Origin of the sequence: Actinomadura sp. J1-007, assembly GCF_009793335.1 — a bacterium.
GTDB classification, from domain to species: Bacteria; Actinomycetota; Actinomycetes; order Streptosporangiales; family Streptosporangiaceae; genus Spirillospora; species Spirillospora yumaensis.
This window is the reverse complement of the sequence record NZ_WING01000001.1, coordinates 2,228,311-2,251,910: the sequence shown is the minus strand read 5'-3', so window position 1 is coordinate 2,251,910 and position 23,600 is coordinate 2,228,311. Positions and strand designations below refer to the sequence as shown.

At 68.2% G+C, this 23,600-nt stretch carries 14 protein-coding genes, 3 rRNA genes, 1 pseudogene and 1 riboswitch; of the genes and pseudogenes, 13 read left to right on the top strand and 5 right to left on the bottom strand.

What is annotated here, in order from left to right; genetic code table 11:
* Window positions 1-29 precede the first annotated feature (29 nt).
* Both GEV43_RS10155 and GEV43_RS10150 read left to right on the top strand, forming a co-directional pair.
* A complete protein-coding gene (locus tag GEV43_RS10155) occupies window positions 30-581 on the top strand; it encodes an RNA polymerase sigma factor (RefSeq protein WP_160820460.1) in 552 nt (183 codons plus the stop codon).
* A 160-nt stretch (window positions 582-741) separates the two neighbouring features.
* Window positions 742-1,824, top strand: coding sequence for a sulfotransferase (locus GEV43_RS10150; protein ID WP_160820459.1), 1,083 nt, complete (start codon window positions 742-744; stop codon window positions 1,822-1,824).
* A 109-nt stretch (window positions 1,825-1,933) separates the two neighbouring features.
* On the opposite strand, the gene GEV43_RS10145 is transcribed toward GEV43_RS10150, so the two are convergent.
* Window positions 1,934-3,406 (bottom strand): trehalose-6-phosphate synthase, encoded by a 1,473-nt coding sequence (locus GEV43_RS10145; RefSeq protein WP_160820458.1) that lies wholly within the window; start codon window positions 3,404-3,406, stop codon window positions 1,934-1,936.
* Between the two features lie 132 nt (window positions 3,407-3,538).
* Here GEV43_RS10145 and GEV43_RS10140 point away from each other — a divergent pair, with 132 nt between their 5' ends.
* From GEV43_RS10140 to GEV43_RS10110, 7 genes are all read left to right on the top strand, one after another.
* The gene (locus GEV43_RS10140) at window positions 3,539-4,531 is read left to right on the top strand and encodes a cation diffusion facilitator family transporter (protein ID WP_160820457.1); all 993 of its coding nucleotides are present in this window, start codon (window positions 3,539-3,541) and stop codon (window positions 4,529-4,531) included.
* A 145-nt stretch (window positions 4,532-4,676) separates the two neighbouring features.
* Window positions 4,677-4,817, top strand: a riboswitch (SAM riboswitch).
* 16 nt (window positions 4,818-4,833) lie between these two features.
* On the top strand, window positions 4,834-6,081 hold the full coding sequence (gene thrC, locus GEV43_RS10135; protein WP_160820456.1) for a threonine synthase: 1,248 nt from the start codon (window positions 4,834-4,836) through the stop codon (window positions 6,079-6,081).
* Between the two features lie 49 nt (window positions 6,082-6,130).
* On the top strand, window positions 6,131-6,409 hold the full coding sequence (locus GEV43_RS10130; protein ID WP_160820455.1) for a MoaD/ThiS family protein: 279 nt from the start codon (window positions 6,131-6,133) through the stop codon (window positions 6,407-6,409).
* Between the two features lie 115 nt (window positions 6,410-6,524).
* A complete protein-coding gene (locus GEV43_RS10125; protein ID WP_160820454.1) occupies window positions 6,525-7,148 on the top strand; it encodes a nucleotidyltransferase domain-containing protein in 624 nt (207 codons plus the stop codon).
* A gap of 399 nt (window positions 7,149-7,547) precedes the next feature.
* Window positions 7,548-9,173 carry a chaperonin GroEL gene (gene groL / locus GEV43_RS10120; protein ID WP_160820453.1) on the top strand — a complete coding sequence of 542 codons (1,626 nt, stop codon included), beginning with the start codon at window positions 7,548-7,550 and terminating at the stop codon, window positions 9,171-9,173.
* Window positions 9,174-9,412: 239 nt separating this feature from the next.
* On the top strand, window positions 9,413-10,021 hold the full coding sequence (locus GEV43_RS10115; RefSeq protein ID WP_175250017.1) for a phospholipid scramblase-related protein: 609 nt from the start codon (window positions 9,413-9,415) through the stop codon (window positions 10,019-10,021).
* Window positions 10,022-10,122: 101 nt separating this feature from the next.
* Window positions 10,123-10,479, top strand: coding sequence for a hypothetical protein (locus GEV43_RS10110; RefSeq protein WP_160820452.1), 357 nt, complete (start codon window positions 10,123-10,125; stop codon window positions 10,477-10,479).
* 101 nt (window positions 10,480-10,580) lie between these two features.
* Here GEV43_RS10110 and GEV43_RS10105 read toward each other — a convergent pair whose 3' ends face one another.
* Both GEV43_RS10105 and GEV43_RS10100 read right to left on the bottom strand, forming a co-directional pair.
* Window positions 10,581-11,240 carry a hypothetical protein gene (locus GEV43_RS10105; protein ID WP_160820451.1) on the bottom strand — a complete coding sequence of 220 codons (660 nt, stop codon included), beginning with the start codon at window positions 11,238-11,240 and terminating at the stop codon, window positions 10,581-10,583.
* Between the two features lie 422 nt (window positions 11,241-11,662).
* The gene (locus tag GEV43_RS10100; RefSeq protein WP_160820450.1) at window positions 11,663-12,916 is read right to left on the bottom strand and encodes a hypothetical protein; all 1,254 of its coding nucleotides are present in this window, start codon (window positions 12,914-12,916) and stop codon (window positions 11,663-11,665) included.
* A gap of 644 nt (window positions 12,917-13,560) precedes the next feature.
* Between GEV43_RS10100 and GEV43_RS10095 the strand changes: the two genes are divergently transcribed.
* The 3 genes from GEV43_RS10095 (at window position 13,561) to rrf (ending at window position 19,051) form a co-directional block, all read left to right on the top strand.
* A 16S ribosomal RNA gene (locus GEV43_RS10095) occupies window positions 13,561-15,080 on the top strand.
* Window positions 15,081-15,615: 535 nt separating this feature from the next.
* Window positions 15,616-18,729: ribosomal RNA gene (locus GEV43_RS10090) — 23S ribosomal RNA — on the top strand.
* Between the two features lie 205 nt (window positions 18,730-18,934).
* A 5S ribosomal RNA gene (rrf, locus tag GEV43_RS10085) occupies window positions 18,935-19,051 on the top strand.
* The 16S, 23S and 5S rRNA genes sit together here, the layout of an rRNA operon.
* A gap of 71 nt (window positions 19,052-19,122) precedes the next feature.
* Here rrf and GEV43_RS10080 read toward each other — a convergent pair.
* Window positions 19,123-20,774 (bottom strand): annotated as a pseudogene (locus GEV43_RS10080) (DNA repair helicase XPB).
* A 593-nt stretch (window positions 20,775-21,367) separates the two neighbouring features.
* Complete coding sequence (locus tag GEV43_RS10075; protein WP_160820449.1) at window positions 21,368-21,691, bottom strand: helix-turn-helix transcriptional regulator; 324 nt, start codon at window positions 21,689-21,691, stop codon at window positions 21,368-21,370.
* A gap of 161 nt (window positions 21,692-21,852) precedes the next feature.
* On the opposite strand from GEV43_RS10075, the gene GEV43_RS10070 reads away from it, so the two are divergent.
* Entirely contained in the window at window positions 21,853-23,424 is a 1,572-nt protein-coding gene (locus GEV43_RS10070) for an MFS transporter (RefSeq protein ID WP_175250016.1), read from the top strand.
* The last annotated feature ends 176 nt before the right edge of the window (window positions 23,425-23,600 follow it).

Genomic DNA, 23,600 nt, shown 5'->3' with positions numbered 1-23,600 from the left:
GTGTGTGCAGACGACCATGAGGCGCGGCGATGGCATTCGATGAGAGGACCGAGGAGCTGGCCGTCAAGGCCGCTCAGGGGGATCAGGCTGCCCTCAACGAGCTCCTGCGCAAGATCGAGCCTGACGTGCTGCGGCACAGCTCGCGCTTCCTGCCCTGCCGGCAGGACGCCGAGGAGGCGTGCCAGGACGCGTTGTTGCAGGTCGCGCGGAACATCCACCGGTTCGAGGGCCGGTCGCGGTTCAGCACGTGGCTGCACGTGGTGGTCTCCAACTCGGCCCGTTCCACCTACCGGTCGCTGAAGCGCCGCTCGGTCGAGCAGGCGGGCGAGCTGCCCCAGCAGCGCCCCGACCCGCGCCGCACGAGCGTGATCGCCGGCTCGCGCGTCGACATCCTCGACGCGATGGAGGACCTGGAGGCCCGCAAGCCCGACCTCATCCAGGCCCTGGTCCTGCGCGACGTCTCGCAACTGGAGTACGCGGAGATCGCCGAGCAGCTCAAGCTGCCGCTCGGCACGGTCAAGTCCCGCATCCACGAGGCCCGCAAGCAGGTCCGCCAGACCCTGGGCGAGTCCTACACCTGACCCGCGCACCTGACCCCGAGCCTGAACGCCCCGCTCCCCGCCGCCGGGCGTGCATGGGGCGGAACGGCGAGGTCAGCGGCCGTCAAGGGTCGGCAATGCCTCGGCAAGCGTGAGCCCAGACGGCGTCCCGGCGGCGCGCGCGCCCGCGAGCATGCGGGTCATGTCTCCAGGCACGCCGGCCTCGCCCGCCAGGCCGTTCTTCGTCATCGGCTGCCCCCGCTCGGGAACGACGCTGTTGCAGCTCATGCTCCACTCGCACCCCGCGCTCGCGGTGCCGTCCGAGACGCGCTTCGTCCTTCCGGCCTACACGGCGAGGTGCGAGTTCGGTGACCTCCGCGCCACCGAGAACAGGCGTGCGCTGGCCGAGTGGATCACCGGGCGGAGCGAGACCAAGTTCCGCGACCTCGGCCTGGACGCCGCCGCCGTCGCGGACGAGATCGTCGCCGGGCCGCCGACGCTGGGCTCCGCGCTCGGCATCGTGTTCGGCGCGTACGCGCGCCGGTTCGGCAGGCCGCGCTGGGGCGACAAGCGGCCCAGCTACTTCAAGCACGTCGACAAGCTGCTGCGGATGTTCCCGGACGCGCAGTTCGTGCATCTCGTCCGGGACGGGCGCGACTGCGTGGCGTCCCTGAAGGAGATGCCCTGGTACAAGCTCGACGTCAACCACGCGATCTCCGTGTGGCGCGAGGCGATCGACAAGGGCCGCCGCAACGCGGCTCGGCTCGGCCCGGACTCGTTCTACGAGCTGCGGTACGAACGGCTCGTCGCCGACCCCGAGAACGAGCTGGTCAGGCTGTGCGCGTTCCTCGGCGAGGAGTACGACCCGGCGATGGCCGCCCCGCAGGGCCTCGCGAAACTGACCGTCCCGCCGCAGAAGCGGTGGCACGGGCGCACGCACGGCGCCGTCACGTCCGGCCGCGTCGGCTCGTGGGCCGGACGGCTGGAGCCGTGGGAGGTCGGGCTGGCCGAGGCCGCGTTCGGCGACCGCCTCACCGACTACGGCTACGAGCCGAGCGGCGCCCCGAAACCGTCCGCGGCCCAGCTCGCGCGCTTCACCAGGACGAGCACGCACCGCCGCATGGCGCACCGCAAGGCCGACATCCGCGAACGCTGGCAGCGCCGCCACGAACCGGGCCCCGTGACCTGCCTCCTCCCGGCCCCCGGCGCGGACGCGGGCTCCGGCACGGGCGCGGACGCGGTCACGAGCGAGAACGCCCCGCCCTCCACCGCCCCGGCACGCTGACACGGCGAGAAGCCGCGTCACGCACCGTTCAGCGCCACGACCGACCGAAATCCACCGGAGAACGAACCGCGCCCCGACGGACCGGCTACCCGAACGACCCCGGAACAAGTCAGTCGAGGGCCGCCAGTTGGTCGGCGAACCAGCGGTGCGGCGGGAGCGCGGTCGCGGCGGCGGCGAGACGGGCGCAACGTTCGGCGCGTTCCCTGTGCGGCATCAGGAGCGCCCGGTGGAGGGCCTCGGACGTCTGCGACACGTCGTACGGGTTGACGAGCAGGGCGTCGGAGTCCAGCTCGGCCGCGGCGCCCGCCTCGCGCGACAGCACCAGCGCGCATCCGCGCTCCGACAGGACGGGGCCCTCCTTCGCGACGAGGTTCATGCCGTCGCGGATCGGGTTGACCAGCAGCACGTCCGCCATCCCGTAGGCGGCGAGCGAGCGCGGGAAGTCGTCGTTCACCTGGACGATCAGCGGGTCCCAGTCCGGCGTCCCGAACTCCTCGGTGATCCGCTCGGCCGTCCGCCGCACCGCCTCGGTGTACTCGCGGTACTCCCGCAGGTCGTGGCGCGACGGGTAGGCGAACGCCAGGTGGACGACGCGTCCCCGCCACTCGGGGTGGTTGACGAGCAGTTCGCGGTACGCGGCGAGGCCGCGCACGATGTTCTTCGACAGCTCGGTGCGGTCGACGCGCACGATGAGCCGCCGGTCGCCGACCCGTTCGCGCAGGGCGCGCGCGCGTTCGGCCACGTCGTCCCGCGCGGCGCGCTCGCGCAGCGCGGCGCCGTCGACGCCGAGCCCGTGCACGCCGATCCGGGTGACGTGCCCCGCGCGCGTGACCGTACGGGCGAGCCGGTCGACCTTCGTGCCCGGAAGCAGGTCGCAGCAGTCGAGGAACGCCGACGCCCACCGTTCGGTCAGGAACCCCGCGTGGTCCGCGCCGAGGATGCCGTCGAGGATCCGCGCGCCGATGTCGTCCGGCAGGAGGCGGTAGTACTCCGGCGGCGCCCACGGCGTGTGCGAGAAGTGGACGATTTTCAGGTCGGGACGGCGGTCGCGGAGCATCCGCGGCGCGAGCGACAGGTGGTAGTCCTGGATCGCGGCCTTGGCGCCCGGCGCGGCGTCCCGGGCGAGCGCGTCGGCGAACGCCGCGTTGTACGCCTCGTACGACTGCCAGTCCCTGCGCGCCCGCGCGTCGAAGTGCGGCGTGCGCGGTGTGTCGTACAGCAGGTGGTGGACGAACCAGAGCGTCGAGTTGGCCACCGCGTTGTAGGCCCGGTGGAACGTGTCGGCGGGGATGTCGAGCATCCGCACCGCCGCGCCGCCCGTGTCGCGGCCCGCCTGGTCGAGCCGTCCGTCCGGGGCCTGCCGCGCCGCGGCGCGGTCGGCGTCGCCGAGCGCGGCGCAGACCCACAGAACCTCGGGCGCCGCGCCGTTCTCCGACGGCGGTCCGTCCGGGCCCCGTCCGCCGGTCACCGCGGCGAGGCCGGAAACAAGGCCCCCGCCCCCGCGCCGCATGGTCAGCGTGCCGTCGTCGGAGAGGGAGAACGACACCGGACCGCGGTTGGACGCCACCAGCACTTGGCTCATACCGGCAGGGTCTCAGTTGCTTTGGCGCCGCACCAAAGTGACCCGCGAGATTGTCGAGAACGCAGGGACGCGACGGCCGGGCGTACGCGGACCCATCGGATTAGGCCCCCCGGCCCGGGGTAACCCTGGCGCGTGAGTAGGGCCGAGACGAAGAAGACGGTGCTCGTAGCGGGCGCCGCGAACCTCATCCTCGCGTTCACGAAACTGGCCGCCGGAGTGCTCGCGGGGTCGAGCGCGATGATGGCCGAGGCGGCGCACTCGGTGGCCGACACGCTCAACCAGGGGTTCCTGCTGGCGTCGCTGCGGCGCAGCGCGCGGCCTCCCGACAAACACCACCCGTTCGGGTACGGGAACGAGCGCTACTTCTGGTCGCTGCTCGCCGCGTTCGGCATCTTCGTCGCCGGCGGCGGCTACTCCATCTTCGAGGGCGTCCTGGCGATCACCGGGCACGGCGGCGCGGGCACGCAGGTCTGGCTGGCGTACGCGGTGCTCGCGCTCGCCGCGCTGCTGGAGGGCGCCTCGTGGGTCCGGGCGTACACGCAGGCGCGGCGCGAGACGCGCGGGGACGGCCCCGGCGTCGTCGAGCACGTGCGGCGCACGCCGGACGTGACGTTCAAGGCCGCGCTGTTCGAGGACAGCGCCGCGATGGTCGGCCTGGCGTTCGCCGCGGCCGGGCTCACGCTGCGCGAGCTCACCGGCTCGGCGGTGTGGGACGGCGTCGCGTCCATCCTGATCGGCCTGCTCCTGGTGGTCGTCGCGGTCGCCCTCGGCCGCGACAGCATGGGTCTGCTCATCGGCCGGGCCGCCGACCCCGCCGCGCAGCGCGCGATCCGCGCCGAGATCGAGGGCGCGCCCGGCGTGACCGGCGTCGAGGAGCTGCTCACCATGCACTTCGGTCCGGACGACATCCTCGTGGCGGCCAAGGTGCACTTCTCCGACGACATCAGCGCGGACGAGGCCGAGGACGTCGCGGGCGCGATCGACGCGAGCCTCCGCGAGCGCCTGCCGATCGTCCGCCACGTGTTCCTCGACCCCACCCAGGAGGGCGGCACGGACCCGGCGCCGGCCCGCTACCGCCGCCGCCTCCTCGCCCGCCCCCGCCCCGGCGGACGCACCCCGGCGTGATCAAGACCACGCCGGGGTAACGTCTCAACGTGTGGGACCCACCTGTCTGGCATCCGGTCAGATCATGTAAAGTCACGCATACGAGCCGATAGCTCTCGCTTCCGCGCTCGCCGCACGAGGATGGTTCTCGTGGACAACTGAATACCGCTCATCCAGAGGGGTGGAGGGACCGGCCCTGCGAAGCCCCGGCAACCACCCGGCACGTACGCGCTCGCGATTCTGCGAGGCCGGCCGGGAGATGGTGCCAACTCCGGCCTGCGTCAAGGCGGCGCAGGAAAGATGGGGAGAAAGGGCCTCGCTACATGGCACTCACGCCTGCCACCGCCGACCTCGGACCCGCGACGGGACTCGTCTGCCGCGAATGCGGCCACACCCGCGACCTCGGCCCGCACTACGCGTGCGAGGAGTGTTTCGGGCCGCTGGAGATCGCCTACGACTTCGGCGGCGTCACCCGCGCCTCGATCGAGTCCGGGCCGCGCAACATCTGGCGCTACCGCGGGCTGCTGCCCGTTCCGGAGAACGTCGCCGAGAGCCCCAACACCGAGCCGGGCCTGACCCGCCTCGTCCGGGCCGACCAGCTCGCCGAGGCGCTCGGCCTCCAGCGGCTGTGGGTCAAGGACGACAGCGGCAACCCGACCCACTCGTTCAAGGACCGCGTCGTCGCGGTGGCGCTCGCCGCCGCCCGCGAGCTCGGCTTCAAGGTCCTGGCCTGCCCGTCCACCGGCAACCTCGCGAACGCGGTCGCCGCGGCGGCGGCCCGCGCCGGGATCCGCAGCGCGGTGTTCGTGCCGTCCGACCTGGAGTCGCAGAAGATCATCACGACGGCGGTGTACGGCGGCACGTTCGTCACCGTCGACGGCAACTACGACGACGTCAACCGGCTCGCCTCGGAGATCGCGGGCGAGCAGGACGACTGGGCGTTCGTCAACGTCAACGTCCGGCCGTACTACGCCGAGGGCTCCAAGACCCTCGGGTACGAGATCGCCGAGCAGCTCGGCTGGCGGCTGCCCGACCAGATCGTGGTCCCGGTCGCCTCCGGCTCCCAGCTCACCAAGATCGACAAGGCGTTCCAGGAGCTGATCAAGCTGGGCCTGGTCGAGGACCGGCCCTACAAGGTGTTCGGCGCGCAGGCCACGGGCTGCGGCCCGGTGGCGGCGGCGTTCAAGGCCGGGCACGACGTCGTCCGGCCGGTGAAGCCCGACACGATCGCCAAGTCGCTGGCCATCGGCAACCCGGCGGACGGCCCGTACGTCCTGGACGTCGTCCGGCGCACCGGCGGCGCGGTCGAGGACGTCACCGACGAGCAGGTCGTCGACGGCATCCGGCTGCTGGCCCGCACCGAGGGCGTCTTCGGCGAGACCGCGGGCGGCGTCACGGTCGCGTCCCTGCGCAAGCTGGCCGAGAACGGCGCGCTCGACCCGTCCGCCGAGACCGTCATCATCAACTCCGGCGACGGGCTGAAGACCCTCGACGCGGTCGCCCCCGTGGCGCGCCCCTCCGCGAACATCGCCCCGACGCTCGACGCGTTCCGGGCCGCGGGCCTCGCCTGACCCCGCACCCCCGACGCAGAACGACCGGCACCATCCTGAGGAGTCCACCATGAGCAGCGTGTCTGTCCGGATCCCCACGATCCTGCGGACCTACACCGGCGGCGAGGCGGAGGTGAAGGCCGAGGGCGCGACCCTGCGCGCGGTCGTCGCCGACCTGGAGGCCAGCTACTCCGGCATCTCCGCCCGCATCCTCGACGACAACGGCAAGATCCGCCGGTTCGTCAACGTCTACGTCGGCGACGAGGACGTCCGCTTCGCCGACGGCCTGGACACCACGACGCCCGAGGGCGCCCAGATCTCGATCATCCCCGCCGTCGCCGGCGGCTGACCGGGACACGCGCCCGCTGCGGGGCCGTCCGCCCGCGAGCCCCTTCCCCGTCCCATCGAACGAGATGGCGCAGGGAAGGGCTTTTGTCCTGATGGAGCGGGGTAAAAGGCCCTCCATGGGGATAGCGGAGGAGATCGTGGGGGCCGTGCGCGCGCACCCCGCGGTGCGCCTGGTCGAGCCCATCGGCTCCCGGGCGCGCGGAACCGCCACCGAGCTGTCGGACTGGGACTTCCACATCACCGCCGAGGACTTCGGCCACATCGCCTCCGACCTGCCCGTACTCGCCGCCCCGTACGATCCGCTGGCCGCGCAGTGGGACCCGCTCGGCGACTGCGAGAGCTACCTGCTGATCCTGCCCGGCCCGGTCAAGGTCGACCTGATCTTCCCCGACGTGCCGCGGAGCTGGAACCCGCCGTGGCGCATCGGACCCGACACCCTCGCCGCCGTGGACGCGCACTTCTGGGACTGGACACTGTGGCTGGTCAGCAAGCGCCGCCACGGCATGTCCGACCGGATCCGCGGCGAGCTGCTCAGGATGAGCCGCCACCTGCTGGAACCCCTGGGCGTCCAGACCGTTCCCCGCTCGCTCGAAGAGGCCGCGGCCCGCTACGTACGCGCGCGGAACCGCCTGGAGACCCGCTACAACCTCCGCGTCCCGAGGCGCCTGGAGGCCGAGGTGCTGCCCCTGGTCAAGTCCTCCGACCCTGACCATTACCGGCCGACCGGCCTCCCCTCCTAGCGACGGCTGTGTAGCGCAGACGAGAGCGGGGCTCATCAGCCTGCCTACCGCCGTGTGCACAGCCCCTGAGCATCGCGTGAATAGGCTCTTACAGCGGTACGCGGCGCAGCGGCGTGGAGCGGTCCCGGATCGTCCCGGGACGGTCCCGGTCCTGGTCATGGGGTGCCCGGCCGTACGGGAGGGGACTCTCCGCGGGACGATGTACGACGCTTGCACTCGGCAGGGTAGAGTGCTAAAAAACGGTTGGCACTCTGCTGTGGAGAGTGACAATCCCACAGTCTGGGTCGGGGCGATGAGGCCTCAGTTCGGCGGCGGAATGGCAGTCGTCGGTGGGGGCCGTCCGTCGCGGGCGTCGGCTCGATCCGTTTTGGCCACCTTGTTCCGGGAGGACTGGAGCCTATGGCTGCAAAGATGATCGCGTTCGACGAGGAGGCCCGTCGCGGTCTCGAGCGCGGCATGAACCAGCTCGCTGACGCGGTGAAGGTGACCCTTGGTCCCAAGGGCCGCAACGTCGTGCTGGAGAAGAAGTGGGGCGCTCCCACGATCACCAACGACGGTGTGTCGATCGCCAAGGAGATCGAGCTCGAGGACGCCTGGGAGAAGATCGGCGCCGAGCTCGTCAAGGAAGTAGCCAAGAAGACCGACGACGTCGCGGGTGACGGCACCACGACCGCCACCGTGCTGGCCCAGGCGCTGGTGCGCGAGGGTCTGCGCAACGTGGCGGCCGGCGCCAACCCGATGTCGCTCAAGCGCGGCATCGAGTCCGCGGTCGAGCGGGTCAGCGAGGAGCTGTCCAAGCTGGCCAAGGACGTGGAGACCAAGGAGCAGATCGCCTCCACCGCGTCCATCTCCGCGGGCGACCCGCAGATCGGCGAGATGATCGCCGAGGCGATGGACAAGGTCGGCAAGGAGGGCGTGATCACCGTCGAGGAGAGCCAGACCTTCGGTCTGGAGCTCGAACTGACGGAGGGCATGCGCTTCGACAAGGGCTACATCTCGCACTACTTCGTCACCGACCCCGAGCGGATGGAAGCGGTCCTGGAGGACCCCTACATCCTGATCAACCAGGGCAAGGTGTCGGCCAACAAGGACCTGCTGCCGGTCCTGGAGTCGGTCATGCAGTCCGGCAAGCCGCTGCTGATCATCGCCGAGGACGTCGACGGCGAGGCCCTGGCCACGCTGGTCGTCAACAAGATCCGCGGCATCTTCAAGTCCGTGGCCGTCAAGGCCCCGGGCTTCGGCGACCGCCGCAAGGCCATGCTCGGCGACATCGCGACGCTGACCGGTGGCCAGGTGATCTCCGAGGACGTGGGCCTCAAGCTGGAGAACACGACGCTGGACATGCTGGGGCGTGCCCGCAAGGTCGTGATCGCCAAGGACGAGACCACGATCGTCGACGGCGCCGGTGACGCCAACGAGATCGCGGGCCGGGTCAACCAGATCCGTACCGAGATCGACAACACCGACTCCGACTACGACCGCGAGAAGCTCCAGGAGCGGCTGGCCAAGCTGGCCGGCGGCGTGGCGGTCATCAAGGCCGGCGCGGCGACCGAGGTCGAGCTCAAGGAGCGCAAGCACCGCATCGAGGACGCCGTCCGCAACGCCAAGGCGGCCGTCGAGGAGGGCATCGTCCCCGGCGGTGGCGTGGCGCTGCTCCAGGCCGGCACCAAGGCGTTCGACAAGCTGGAGCTGTCGGGCGACGAGGCGACCGGTGCGGGCATCGTCAAGCGCGCGCTGGAGGAGCCGCTCAAGCAGATCGCGGTCAACGCCGGTCTCGAAGGCGGCGTCGTGGTGGAGAAGGTCCGCAACCTGACCCCGGGTGAGGGCCTGAACGCCGCCACCGGCGAGTACGTCAACATGTTCGAGGCGGGCATCCTGGACCCGGCCAAGGTGACCCGGTCGGCGCTCCAGAACGCCTCGTCGATCGCGGCCCTGTTCCTGACGACCGAGGCCGTCATCGCCGAGAAGCCCGAGAAGAACCCCGCCCCCGCCGGCATGCCCGACGGCGGCGGCATGGACTTCTGATCGAGTCCATGAGCCGTACGGCGTGAGAAGGGCGGTCCCGTTCACGGGACCGCCCTTCTTGGTTCCTGCCCCGACCGGGCCTGTCGCCCACGCGAATTCTCCGTGACCGGCGGATGGTTTCGGCCCGCCGCCGCGCTAGGGGACCTTCCCCCGGCCCGCCCGTCTTGGCAGGATCGCCGCTTGAGCGTCGTACCGCCACCCAAGGCGGCGGACCCGACAAACGGACGAAGAGGTGGCCGATGAGCCCAGCAGACCCCGTGAGCGACGTGTTCGGCACGCCGGTGCTCAGGGTCGAACAGCCCCGCCGCGGACCGTTCGCCAAATCCCGCTACAAGGTCCTCGACGGCGACGGAACGGTCCTCGCCGTCGCCGCGGAGACGAGCGTCAAGAACCGTTCCGAGGCGCTGCGCACCGTGTTCCCCGGCAAGTCCGACCTCGACGCGCGCGCCGTACTGCTCGAAACCCCCGACGGCGCCCCGCTGGTGTTCATCGACAAGCACGGCGGGCGCGAGCTCACCGAGGTGCGCGACCCCGCCGACGAGCTGATCGGCGCCTTCCGCACCGAACGGGTCGGCCGCCGCTACCTCGTCGCGGACGGCCAGGGCAGCGCCCTCGGCGCCGTCGACGTCGACGTGCCGAGGAACAACTTCGTCGTCTCCGACACCGACGGCAAGGCGGTCGCCCACGTCCGCAAGAAGTGGGCGGGGCTCGCCACCCACCTGCTCACCACCGCCGACAAGTACTCCGTCCAGATCGACGACCCCGTTCCCGAGCCGCTCCGCACGATGGCCGTCCTGACCGCCATCGTCATGGACATGAGCCTCCACGAATCCAAGGACATCACCTGACGCGCGCCGCGCCCCGCGCCCGTCGCGGCGGAACGCGCGCGTAGCCCGCTCGTCCACGCGGAGGGGTTCCAGGCGCGGCGGCACCGAGGTACGTTCCGTGCGTGCAGGCCATGCCCCGACGCCCGAACGGCTGGTGGATCTCGCCGGCCATCCCGACGATCGCGAACCTCGCGCTCGGCCTGCTCTGGTTCTTCTCCGCGCTCGGCGGCTGGGGCGACGCCGCGTTCTGCGGCACGGGCGACGCCCACGACGCGACGTGCGCCGCCGACTTCGAACTGACCGTCCTCCTGTCGGCCCCGGTAGCGGCCGTCGCCGTGGTCACGGTCCTGACCGCCTGGGCCCTCCCCGCCGTGCGCAACCGCCCCCAACGCCTCGACGCCCTTCTCGTCGCCGCCGCGTTCGCCTGGGTCGTCGCCGAAGGCATCCTCTTCATCGGCGGCTACCTAGTCCAGCCCTGACCTTCACCCGCCCCGTCCCCGAACGCCCACGCACCACCCAAGCTCCGAGCGCCGGTTCGGCGGATTCCACGGTGAACGTCGAAGACCCATCCGCCAGGTCCCTAGCGCCCGGCCCGTTCCACGGTGGGCGTCCAGGTATCCGTCCCACCACTCACCTGGAGCATCGTCCCCGGTAACAACCGGACGGTCGTGACGCCGGAACGGGAGGCGGGCGCGGGCACCAGCGGTCCCGCCGGCGCGAGCCCTCCGTCCAGCCGAACGACACCGAACCCGTCCGCGCCACGGCACGCGATCTCGACCGACGCCTCCGGACCGCCGTAGTACAGCACCGCCGACGACCGTCCCCGAACGCTCCCCGTGAACGCCCTCACAAGCCGGACGCCCGGTCCGCCGAACACGCCGTCCGCCCCGGCTAACGCATGCACCGGTACGACCTCCAGCTCCCAGTCGGGACGTCCAGGCACGACCTCCAGCACCGCGCCTGTCGGGACCGCGAACCCGAGCCGACGCCCGACGTGCGTGCGCGGAACGAACGGTTCCTCGTACAGCGGCGTCAAGTCGTCCCGCCGCAGCCGAACGGCCTCCAACCCGCGCCCGACCGCGACCCCCGGCGGACCCCGGTAGACGAGCACCTCCGCCGCCCGCCCGGTCGCAACGCGGTTGAACGCGCGGGCCAGCTCCGGCCCGCCGAACGCGACGTCCCACACCCCCTGCGACTCGACGCGCACCATCACCTCCGGAACGCGCCTCGCCTCGTACACCACATCAAACCCGCCAACTTCGTCCCGATCGGAAGGCGGAGCCGGGGAACGAGCCCGATCTCCCACGACGAACTGCGCGATCCCGTCCGGAACGACCATGACAGGCGGCCGTCCGACTCCCTTCCGCCGCAGCCGCGCCAGCGTCTTGTCCAATCGCGCGCGCATCGCCCCAGCCCCGTCGTGCCGCGTATCCACGGACGCCCGGAGCACCGACGGCCCCGCAGACCGGACCTCCGAGATCACCGGCTGCGGCCCTGGCCGAACGGTGACACGACCATCACCCTTCCCCCTGGAAGCCACCCTCCTCCCGGCGAAGAAGTGGTCGGCTGGTTCGAGCCCCGGCCTCGGCGCGGGCGCACCTGGTGACACGGTCCGTTCCCCGAGCCAGCGCTCAAGCCCTTGACCGGTACGTTCCGGAGCTCTCACCCTGATGGAGAGCCGCCGGTACGACTCGTCCCCCGAGGCAGCCACGGCGGAGGCCCGAAATCCCTGTTCCAGGGCTTGCCCAGCCAGATCCAGTTCCCCGCGACCAGGCTCCGCCCGGGAAGCCGGATCTCCTCGGTGAGCAGCAGATCGAGATTCGTCTCCTCCTGGAACGGGGTGAGCTGGGCTCGTTCGCCGGACACCAGATACCGCTCGACAGCGCCGGGGTAGCAAACGGCCGCGATCCGCGAGCGCGAAATCCGTACGGGCCTCCAGAACAACGTGCTATCCCAGATAACGAGCGACTCGTCCGTCACCCGAACACGCGGACGCAGAAACAGCATCCTGCCGACCTGGACGGCAGCGAGCCCAGCGAACACCGCTACGACGAGGAGCAACGCAGCGATAACCCGATCCTCGACGTACACGTCACCAACGCCGGCCTCCCAGCCCGCCGCCCCGAGAGCGAAGGCCGTCAACGCCAGAACGGGAAACATCGGTCCCCAGAGCAGCGTCCACCACGCCGATCTCACAACCTTGACCTGCACATCCGACCGCGCGAACGGGATGCACGCCCAGCGATCCCGAACTCCGCGAGCGCTTGCAGCAAGCGGATTCCGCAAGCCCTGTAGTCGTTCCCGGCTAGCGAGCAACCCCCCGGACGTCAGCTCCCCTCCACCGCTCTCCCGCACCCGCCTGACCAGCACCCCGCAAAGCACAACCCCGAGCACCCCGAGAAAGGAACCGAACAACGCCGGGACGACCGCTCGCCCCCACTCGGGCGAAGCCCCCGCAGCGAAGACGAACTCCCGCGACCCCACATCGAGCGCCGGCACCTCGTCCCCCTCCGCGATGCGACCGCGCCCCAGCCCGCGCAGCCCGAACGCAGCACCCTCCGCCGAGACGCCCCCGCCACGCGCGACACCCTCCCCAGTTTCAACGCCGGAGCCCGGACGGAACCAGCCGCGCCAGTAGCAGTCGTTCCCGCGCTGACACCACCACTGCTGCGCGGTGAAGCTCCCAGCTCTCCCCTCGCCCTCCGCGAACCGCGCGGTCTCCCCGTACGTCCGGACCGCACTACCGACGCCGAGCAGACCGAACACCAGGAAGGTGGCGGCGAGCACCACCAGCGGAAATGCAAACGCTCGTCCGTCCCGCACCGATTCCTCCTCGGCCGCCGAGCAGATGATCAGATCGTCACCGCGCACACGGCCGAAGGCAACAGGAACAACCACGTCCGCCCGTGCGTTCACGATGAGAAGCCCGAGATGGGAGCCGCGGCAGGGCCGCGGACCGGAGCCGGGCGGCACGACACGCCGCCGTGACATCTCCCGAACGGTTTGACGTGGCCACCTCATGGGCATACTGTTCTCTTCGCCCCACGGGGACGCGGGACGCCGGAAGGCGGCCGGCCCGGAGGGGAACCCACTGGAGGATCATCGGACACGGCGTTTCGTCGTGCCCGTGGTGCTGTGGTGGGGGTTGGAAAAGGCTCGGTTTTGACAATCGCGCCGGATCTGATGAAATAGCACCACCGCCCGGAAGGCGCCGCGCAAGCGGAACCGAAAGGGCGGAATCAGAAAAGATCGGCGAAATTGACAAGCCGAACGGATCTGATAAAGTAAAAAAGTCGCCACCGAGGCGGGAAATGCGAAAGCGGATCCACACGGTGGGTGTCCGTTTCTTGAGAACTCAACAGCGTGTTAAAAGCCAGTGCCTTTATCGGCTCGATCTTTAGGGGTCGGGTCGCCCTGTGGCCGCCGGTTGTTTGTCGGCTGGTGGTCGGGGATTTCTTTGAGGCAATACGGCCCTGAACGTTTGGTTTCGGGGTTGTTTGCTGGGATTGTTTCCTGAGGTTTGGCGGGTCTGGGTTCGCCCCTGGGCTTGTCGTTGTGCCTTGATGGAGAGTTTGATCCTGGCTCAGGACGAACGCTGGCGGCGTGCTTAACACATGCAAGTCGAGCGGAAAGGCCCCTTCGGGGGTACTCGAGCGGCGAACGGGTGAGTAACACGTGAGCAACCTGCCCCTGACTCTGGGATAAGCCCGGGAAACTGGGTCTAATACCGGATACAACCATTGGTCGCATGGCCGGGTGGTGGAAAGTTTTTCGGTTGGGGATGGGCTCGCGGCCTATCAGCTTGTTGGTGGGGTGATGGCCTACCAAGGCGACGACGGGTAACCGGCCTGAGAGGGCGACCGGTCACACTGGGACTGAGACACGGCCCAGACTCCTACGGGAGGCAGCAGTGGGGAATATTGCGCAATGGGCGGAAGCCTGACGCAGCGACGCCGCGTGGGGGATGACGGCCTTCGGGTTGTAAACCTCTTTCAGCACCGACGAAGCGGAAGTGACGGTAGGTGCAGAAGAAGCGCCGGCTAACTACGTGCCAGCAGCCGCGGTAATACGTAGGGCGCAAGCGTTGTCCGGAATTATTGGGCGTAAAGAGCTCGTAGGCGGTTTGTCGCGTCTGTCGTGAAAGCCCACAGCTTAACTGTGGGTCTGCGGTGGATACGGGCAGACTAGAGGCAGGTAGGGGAGAATGGAATTCCCGGTGTAGCGGTGAAATGCGCAGATATCGGGAGGAACACCGGTGGCGAAGGCGGTTCTCTGGGCCTGTACTGACGCTGAGGAGCGAAAGCGTGGGGAGCGAACAGGATTAGATACCCTGGTAGTCCACGCCGTAAACGTTGGGCGCTAGGTGTGGGGTTCTTCCACGGATTCCGCGCCGTAGCTAACGCATTAAGCGCCCCGCCTGGGGAGTACGGCCGCAAGGCTAAAACTCAAAGGAATTGACGGGGGCCCGCACAAGCGGCGGAGCATGTTGCTTAATTCGACGCAACGCGAAGAACCTTACCAAGGCTTGACATCGCCGGAAAACCCGCAGAGATGCGGGGTCCTTTTGGGCCGGTGACAGGTGGTGCATGGCTGTCGTCAGCTCGTGTCGTGAGATGTTGGGTTAAGTCCCGCAACGAGCGCAACCCTCGTTCCATGTTGCCAGCACTTCGGGTGGGGACTCATGGGAGACCGCCGGGGTCAACTCGGAGGAAGGTGGGGATGACGTCAAGTCATCATGCCCCTTATGTCTTGGGCTGCAAACATGCTACAATGGCCGGTACAGAGGGCTGCGATACCGTGAGGTGGAGCGAATCCCTTAAAGCCGGTCTCAGTTCGGATCGAAGTCTGCAACTCGACTTCGTGAAGTCGGAGTCGCTAGTAATCGCAGATCAGCAACGCTGCGGTGAATACGTTCCCGGGCCTTGTACACACCGCCCGTCACGTCACGAAAGTCGGCAACACCCGAAGCCCGTGGCCCAACCGCCTTGTGCGGGGGGAGCGGTCGAAGGTGGGGCCGGCGATTGGGACGAAGTCGTAACAAGGTAGCCGTACCGGAAGGTGCGGCTGGATCACCTCCTTTCTAAGGAGCACCAATCGGCCACAAGCATCCCGCTCGCTGCGGGTGTTGTGGTCGGTGGCCATCATCGGCGGCGCATGTTCGCCGGGTGGCTGCTCATAGATGTGGAGCACTGGCTATTCAGCTCACCGCTCGTGTGAGCCGGCAAGTACCGCCCTGCGGGGGTTACCTCGCGGGGAGTGGGAGTCGCCGGTGTCGGGCTGGTGGTGGGGTGGGCACGCTGTTGGGTCCTGAGGAAACGGGCCCTTCAGCCCCCTTTGAACACACAGGTCGTTCGTCGGTCGTGTGGTGGAGGGGGTTGGGGTGTTTCTTCTGGACTACGGGACTGAACGCGGCGCATCCGTGATGGGTGCGCGGGGTTCGGTGGACTCGTTTGTTGTTTGAGAACTGCACAGTGGACGCGAGCATCTCTGGCGAGACTCGACCTCGACCATCTTGGTCTTTCTTCCTTCTGACTGTTTTCTGGTGAGGGGGCGGGGGGCTGGCGGGTGGTGTCGGGGGTTGTGTCTTGTCTGCGATTTGTTTGATCGTTTTGTGTGTTCAAGTTTTTAAGGGCATACGGTGGATGCCTTGGCATCAGGAGCCGATGAAGGACGTGGGAGCCTGCGATATGCCTCGGGGAGTCGGCAACCAGACTGTGATCCGGGGATTTCCGAATGGGGAAACCTGGCACCCGTCATGGGGTGTCGCCGCCGTCTGAATGTATAGGGCGGTTGGTGGGAACGCGGGGAAGTGAAACATCTCAGTACCCGCAGGAAGAGAAAACAAGAGTGATTCCGTGAGTAGTGGTGAGCGAAAGCGGAGGAGCCTAAACCGTGCGCGTGTGATACCTGGTAGGGGTTGCGTGTGCGGGGTTGTGGGAGCATCCGGTCAGGTCTACCAGTCTGGCGGGGAGTTATAAAACAATGTGATAGTTGAACGGTTTGGGATGGCCGACCGTAGACGGTGAGAGTCCGGTAAGCGAAATCATGTTGTCTCCTGGGTGTTGTCCCGAGTAGCACGGGGCCCGTGAAATCCCGTGTGAATCTGCCACGACCACGTGGTAAGGCTGAATACTTCCTGATGACCGATAGCGGACCAGTACCGTGAGGGAAAGGTGAAAAGTGCCCCGGTGAGGGGTCGTGAAATAGTACCTGAAACCGTGTGCCTACAAGCCGTCAGAGCGTCCTCAGCACTCTTTTTGGGGTGTTGTTCGTGATGGCGTGCCTTTTGAAGAATGAGCCTGCGAGTTATGGTGTGTGGCGAGGTTAACCGGTGGCGGGTAGCCGTAGCGAAAGCGAGTCTGAATAGGGCGTTTGAGTCGCATGCTGTAGACCCGAAGCGGGGTGATCTAGCCATGGGCAGGGTGAAGCGCCGGTAAGACGGTGTGGAGGCCCGAACCCACCAGGGTTGAAAACCTGGGGGATGACCTGTGGTTAGGGGTGAAAGGCCAATCAAACTCCGTGATAGCTGGTTCTCCCCGAAATGCATTTAGGTGCAGCGTCGTGTGTTTCTTGCCGGAGGTAGAGCTACTGGATGGCTGATGGGCCCTACAAGGTTACTGACGTCAGCCAAACTCCGAATGCCGGTAAGTGAGAGCGCGGCAGTGAGACTGCGGGGGATAAGCTTCGTAGTCGAGAGGGAAACAGCCCAGATCATCGGCTAAGGCCCCTAAGCGTGTGCTAAGTGGGAAAGGATGTGGAGTTGCCGTGACAACCAGGAGGTTGGCTTAGAAGCAGCCATCCTTGAAAGAGTGCGTAATAGCTCACTGGTCAAGTGATTCCGCGCCGACAATGTAGCGGGGCTCAAGCACACCGCCGAAGCCGTGGCACTCCAGCTGATGCTGGGGTGGGTAGGGGAGCGTCCTGCGTCCGGTGAAGCCGTCGAGTGATCGTGCGGTGGAGGGTGTGGGAGTGAGAATGCAGGCATGAGTAGCGAATCACGCGTGAGAAACGTGTGCGCCGGATGACCAAGGGTTCCTGGGGCAGGCTAATCCGCCCAGGGTAAGTCGGGACCTAAGGCGAGGCCGACAGGCGTAGTCGATGGACAACGGGTTGATATTCCCGTACCCGCTGGTATGCGCCAACGCTGAACCCTCTGATGCTAAGACCCTGAATCCCGCCTGGTTCCTTCGGGGACCGGGATGGGCCTAGCGGTCGACCCGAGGGGTAGTAGGTGAGTGATGGGGTGACGCAGGAGGGTAGCTCAGCCCAGGCGGTGGTTGTCCTGGGGTAAGCAGGTAGCCCGTGCCGTAGGTAAATCCGCGGCACATCAAGGGTGAGATGTGATGCCGAGCCGTTTTAGGTGAAGTGAGTGATCCCATGCTGCCGAGAAAAGCCTCTAGCGAGTGTACCGGCGGCCCGTACCCCAAACCGACTCAGGTGGTCAGGTAGAGAATACCAAGGCGATCGGGTGAACTGTGGTTAAGGAACTCGGCAAATTGCCCCCGTAACTTTGGGAGAAGGGGGACCAGGCCCGGTGATGGAGCACGCCTCCGGAGCTGGGTGTGGTCGCAGAGGCCAGGGGGAAGCGACTGTTTACTAAAAACACAGGTCCGTGCGAAGTCGTAAGACGCTGTATACGGACTGACGCCTGCCCGGTGCCGGAACGTTAAGAGGACCGGTTAGAAGGCTCTTTCGGGGTTTTCGAGGCTGAGAATCTAAGCGCCGGTAAACGGCGGTGGTAACTATAACCATCCTAAGGTAGCGAAATTCCTTGTCGGGTAAGTTCCGACCTGCACGAATGGCGTAACGACTTCCCCGCTGTCTCAACCACAGGCCCGGCGAAATTGCAGTACGAGTAAAGATGCTCGTTTCGCGCAGCAGGACGGAAAGACCCCGGGACCTTCACTACAGCTTGGCATTGGCGCTTGGAGCGTCTTGTGTAGGATAGGTGGGAGACTGTGAAGCCCAGACGCCAGTCTGGGTGGAGTCGTTGGTGAAATACCACTCTGGTCGTTTTGAGCGTCTAACCCGCACCCGTGGATCCGGGTGGGGGACAGTGCCTGGTGGGTAGTTTAACTGGGGCGGTTGCCTCCTAAAGAGTAACGGAGGCGCCCAAAGGTTCCCTCAGCCTGGTTGGCAATCAGGTGGTGAGTGCAAGGGCACAAGGGGGCTTGACTGTGAGACAGACATGTCGAGCAGGTGCGAAAGCAGGGCCTAGTGATCCGGCACCTACGTGTGGAAGTGGTGTCGCTCAACGGCTAAAAGGTACCCCGGGGATAACAGGCTGATCTTCCCCAAGAGTCCATATCGACGGGATGGTTTGGCACCTCGATGTCGGCTCGTCGCATCCTGGGGCTGGAGTAGGTCCCAAGGGTTGGGCTGTTCGCCCATTAAAGCGGCACGCGAGCTGGGTTTAGAACGTCGCGAGACAGTTCGGTCCCTATCCGCTGCGCGCGTAGGAGAATTGAGAGGGTCTGTCCCTAGTACGAGAGGACCGGGACGGACGAACCTCTGGTGTGCCAGTTGTCCCGCCAGGGGCACGGCTGGTTGGCTACGTTCGGTCGGGATAACCGCTGAAAGCATCTAAGCGGGAAGCCTTCCTCGAGATGAGTTCTCCCACCCCTAGTGGGTGTAAGGCCCCCAACAGACCATTGGGTTGATAGGCCGGACATGGAAGCACGGTAACGTGTGGAGTTGACCGGTACTAATAGGCCGAGTGGCTTGAACACACACAACGTTCAAACCAATCGACAGACACCGGGTCTTTGATTTTTCTGGTTGCTGGTGTGCTCGCGTCCCTGTGCGGTTCCCGAACAACAACCGGGAACCCCGTTATTGATTTGTGAATAGTTGTTGCCTGAGCCGGATTGTTGCTTGGGCGGCCAAGAATTTCCCGCACCCCCCCTGACGGGGGGTGGTGTTGGGGGTTGGTCGTTCGGTGGTTTTGGCGAAGGGGAAACACCCGGTCCCATCCCGAACCCGGAAGTTAAGCCCTTCAGCGCCGATGGTACTGCACGGGAGACTGTGTGGGAGAGTAGGACACCGCCGGACTCTTCATGGTGAAAGGCCCCGCCGTAACGGCGGGGCCTTTCTCATTTTCGGAGGTTTTCGGGAAAGGGCGGTCAGATTTCTCCGCCGGCCAGGACCGCGTCGGCGTCCACGATTCGGTAGGCGTAGCCCTGTTCGGCGAGGAAGCGCTGGCGGTGTGCCGCGTACTCCTGGTCGAGGGTGTCGCGGGCCACGACGGCGTAGAAGCGGGCGCCCTGGCCTGATGCCTTCGGGCGCAGGAGTCGTCCGAGGCGTTGCGCCTCTTCCTGCCTGGACCCGTACGCGCCGGAGACCTGGACGGCGACGGTGGCCTCGGGAGGTCGATGGAGAAGTTCGCGACCTTGGAGACGACCAGGACGTTCAGCTCGCCTGCGCGGAACGCGTCGAAGAGGCGTTCGCGTTCGCGCACGCGGGTCTCGCCCTTGATGACCGGGGCGTCCAGCAGCGCGCCGAGTTCGTCGAGCTGGTCGATGTACTGGCCGATGACAAGGGTCTGCTCGCCGCGGTGCCGTTCGACCAGGGCCTTGACCAGGCTGGTCTTGGTGTCCGTGGTGGCGCAGAAGCGGTAGCGCTCGTCGGGGTCGGCGGTGGCGTAGGCGAGGCGTTCGGCGTCGGTGAGGGTGACGCGCACCTCGACGCAGTCGGCCGGGGCGATCCACCCCTGCGTCTCCATGTCCTTCCAGGGCGCGTCGTACCGCTTGGGGCCGATGAGGGAGAACACGTCGCCCTCGCGGCCGTCCTCGCGGACGAGCGTGGCGGTGAGGCCGAGGCGGCGGCGGGCCTGGAGGTCGGCGGTCATCCGGAAGATCGGCGCGGGCAGGAGGTGCACCTCGTCGTAGAGGACGAGGCCCCAGTCGCGCGCGTCGAACAGTTCCAGGTGCGCGTAGGCGCCCTTCCGCCGCGTCGTCATGATCTGGTACGTGGCGATCGTGACGGGGCGGATCTCCTTCTTGGTGCCCGTGTACTCGCCGATCTCGTCCTCGGTGAGGGACGTCCGCCGGATGAGCTCCTGCTTCCACTGGTGCGCCGACACGGTGTTGGTCACCAGAATCAGGGTGGTCGCCTCCGCGCGGGCCATGGCGGCGGCGCCGACGATGGTCTTCCCGGCGCCGCAGGGCAGGACGACGACGCCGGATCCGCCGTGCCAGAACGCGTCGGCCGCGTCCTTCTGGTACGAGCGCAGGGACCAGCCGTCCTCGTTCAGGGCGATCGCGTGGGCTTCACCGTCCACGTAGCCGGCGAGGTCCTCGGCGGGCCAGCCGAGCTTGAGGAGGGACTGCTTGAGGGCGCCGCGTTCGCTCGGATGGACGGCGACGGCGTCCTCGCCGACGCGGTCGCCGAACATGCCCTTGACCTTCTTGGACCGCAGCACCTCTTCGAGGACCGAACGGTCGGAGGTCGAGAGGACGAGCCCGTGCGTCGGGTGCTTCTCCAGGCGCAGCCGCCCGTAGCGCGCCATCGTGTCGGCGACGTCGACCAGCAGCGCGTGCGGCACGGGGTAGCGGGAGAACTTCAGCAGGGTGTCGACGACCTGCTCGGCGTCGTGGCCGGCGGCCCGCGCGTTCCACAGCGCGAGCGGCGTGACCCGGTAGGTGTGGATGTGCTCCGGCGCCCGCTCGAGCTCGGCGAACGGGGCGATCTCCTTGCGGCACTCGCCGGCCAGTTCGTGGTCGACTTCGAGCAGCAGGGTCTTGTCGGACTGGACGATGAGCGGACCGTCGGTCACAGATGCAGCCCCTGTCGGGTGGTGGATGAGGTGGACGGCGCTCGTCCGGCGGGACGTACGGTCCCGGGCGGTCGGGCGCCGGTGCGGTGAGCCGCGGTCACGCCGCGACTGCGGTCACGGCCGCAGTCGCGGCTGCGGTTGTGGCGCGAGCACGGTGGACTTGTGGTGCGGTCACGGTCGTCGTGCCGCGATCCCCGCGCGAGCAGGCTATCCGAGCCCGGCCCGGCACTGGACGGTTCGCGACGAGACCAACTGTCCAACACCGGCAGGCCGCGCGCTCTTCCCGGGCCGGATGGCTTCCTTCCCGAGCCGGTTGGGTTCCTTCCCGGGGTGGGTGGGCTCTTGCTGAGGGGGAGGGGTCTTCTGGAGCTTCGGAATCGGCGGGGGAGGGGTGGGTGATGGATGCGGAGGGGCGTTCGGTATCGATGGCTGGGGCTGGGGTGGCGGTCGGGTGTGTGTCGGTTGGTGCCTCGTCCGGGCGGCGGGGCAGGACGGGGCAGGACGGGGCAGCACGGGTCGGGGTGGAACGGGGCGGAGCGGGAACGGGGGCGGTGTGTCGCGGTTGGGGCGGTTCGTTCGGGGCGGGTGGGAGTTTAGGCGGGAGGGGTGGTTGTGGGTTCTAGGGCGTTCAGGAGGGCGTTGAGGAGGCCGGGGAAGCGGGCGTCCAGGTCTTCGCGGCGGAGGGAGAGGAGGTTCTCGCGGCCGGAGGGGCGCTGCCAGATGACGCCGCTGTCGCGCAGGACGCGCCAGTGGTGGGTCAGGGTCGACTTCGAGATCTCCTTGCCGAGGATCGTGCCGCAGTTGCGCTCGCCGGCGTCGGCGAGGACGCGGACGATGCGCAGCCGGAGGGGGTTGCCCAGGGCCGTCAGGACGTTCTCCAGCAGGATCTGGTCCCGCTCGGGGTGCTGAGCGATCATATGATCGATCTTAACGTACGTGTACTGGCGAACTATGGGTGCTGAGCAGCGAATCTGTAGGCGGGGAGGTTGACGGTTGGTTGGAATGTACGGCAACATTCGTACTGTTCGGGCCGGCCGGCCGACCCTCCGATCCCTCCTGCCGAAAGGCGTGCGAACGCATGTCCATGACCGACGGCCCTCGGCGGCCGGGGCTCGCCCTGGCGCTGCTCGCCCTCGCCCAGTTGATCTTCTCCCTGGACCTCAACATCGTGTACGTGGCGCTGCCCGAGATCGGCGATGACCTCGGGTTCACCGCGCAGTCGCAGCAGTGGGTGATCCACGCCTACGTGGTGTTCGCCGGCGGGTTCCTGCTGCTCGGCGGGCGCGCGGCCGACCTGCTCGGGCGCCGCCGCGTGTTCGTGGCGGCCCTCGCGGTGTACGCGGCGTCCTCGCTGGCGGGCGGGCTCGCCACCGCGCCCGGCGTGATCATCGCGGCGCGGGCCGTTCAGGGGCTCGGCGGGGCGCTGCTGCTGCCGTCCACCCTGTCCTTGATCGGGACGCTGTTCGAGGAGGGGCCGCGGCGCAACCGGGCCCTCGCCGTGTGGGGCGGGGCCGGGGCGAGCGGCCTGACGGTGGGCGCGCTGCTCGGCGGCGTCCTCACCCAGGCGTACGGGTGGCCCGCCGTGTTCTTCGTGAACGTTCCCCTGGCCGCCGGTGTGGCGGTGGCGGCGCTCGCCGTCATCCCGAAGGACCGGCGCGCGGAGGAACGGCGCCGGTTCGACCTGCCTGGCGCGCTCACCGTCACGGGCGGGGTCACGCTGCTGGTCTTCGGGCTCGTCCAGGGGCCGGAGGCGGGCTGGTCGTCGGCCGCTGTCGTCGCCGCGTTCGTCCTGGCGGCGGTACTGCTAGGCGTGTTCGCCGCGGTCGAGGCGCGCGGGCGGGACCCGCTCATGCCGCCGCGCCTGCTGCGCAACCGCAGCCTCGCGGTGGGCGTGGCGAGCACGTTCGTCTACATGGCGACGTTCGGCGCGCTGCCGTACTTCCTGACGGTGCTGTTCCAGAACGTGCACCGGTTCTCGGCGCTGGAGACGGGGCTGGCGTTCCTCGTGCCGTCCGCCGCGATCGCCGCCGGGACGCAGATCGGCGGCCGGATGGCGGGCGCGCTCGGCACGCGGCGGACGCTGGTGGTCGGGTTCGTCGGGGGCGTCGCGGGGACGGCGGCGCTGGCGGCCGGGTTCGCGCTGGACGCGGCGTTCCTGACGACGGTGCCGGGACTGGTGGTGTCGGGCGTCGGGCAGGGCATCGCCTGGACCGCGATGTGGATCGCCGCCTCGACCGGCGTCGCGCCCCGCGAGCAGGGCGTCGCGAACGGCATGGCCTCGACGGCGCTGAACCTCGGAAACGCGATCGGGCTGGCCGTCCTGACCGCGGTCGCCAACGCGGGAACGGGCGGGCTGTCGGGCGTTCCGCTGCGCGCCGCGGTGGCCGACGGCGGCCGCACGGCGGTACTGCTGGCCACGGCGGGCATGGCCGTGGGCGCGTTCGTCGCACTGGCCCTGCCCCGCTCTGGTGGACGGGTCGGGAGAGCCGACCACTCTGGGGTGCCGGTCGTGGCGAGGGTGCTGGTCGTTCTGGGGACGCTGGTCGTTCTGGGGGTGCTGGTCGCTTCGGTCGTGGCGGGCGCGTGGGACGTGTTGGGCGTTCCGGGGGCTGAGGGGGGTGCTGGGCGTGCGGGGCGTGCTGGGGTGTGAGGGACGTGCCGACTGTGCGGATGGGCGGGTGAAGGGCGTGCTGGACGGCGCTGCCCGTTCCGAACGTGCCGGGCGCGTCGGGTGTGCCGTGGGTGCCGGACGCGTCGGGCGTGCCGCGGGTGGGGCGTTCCGATGCTGCGGGGCGCGTCGGAGGCGCTGGTTCTTTCGGGCTGGGG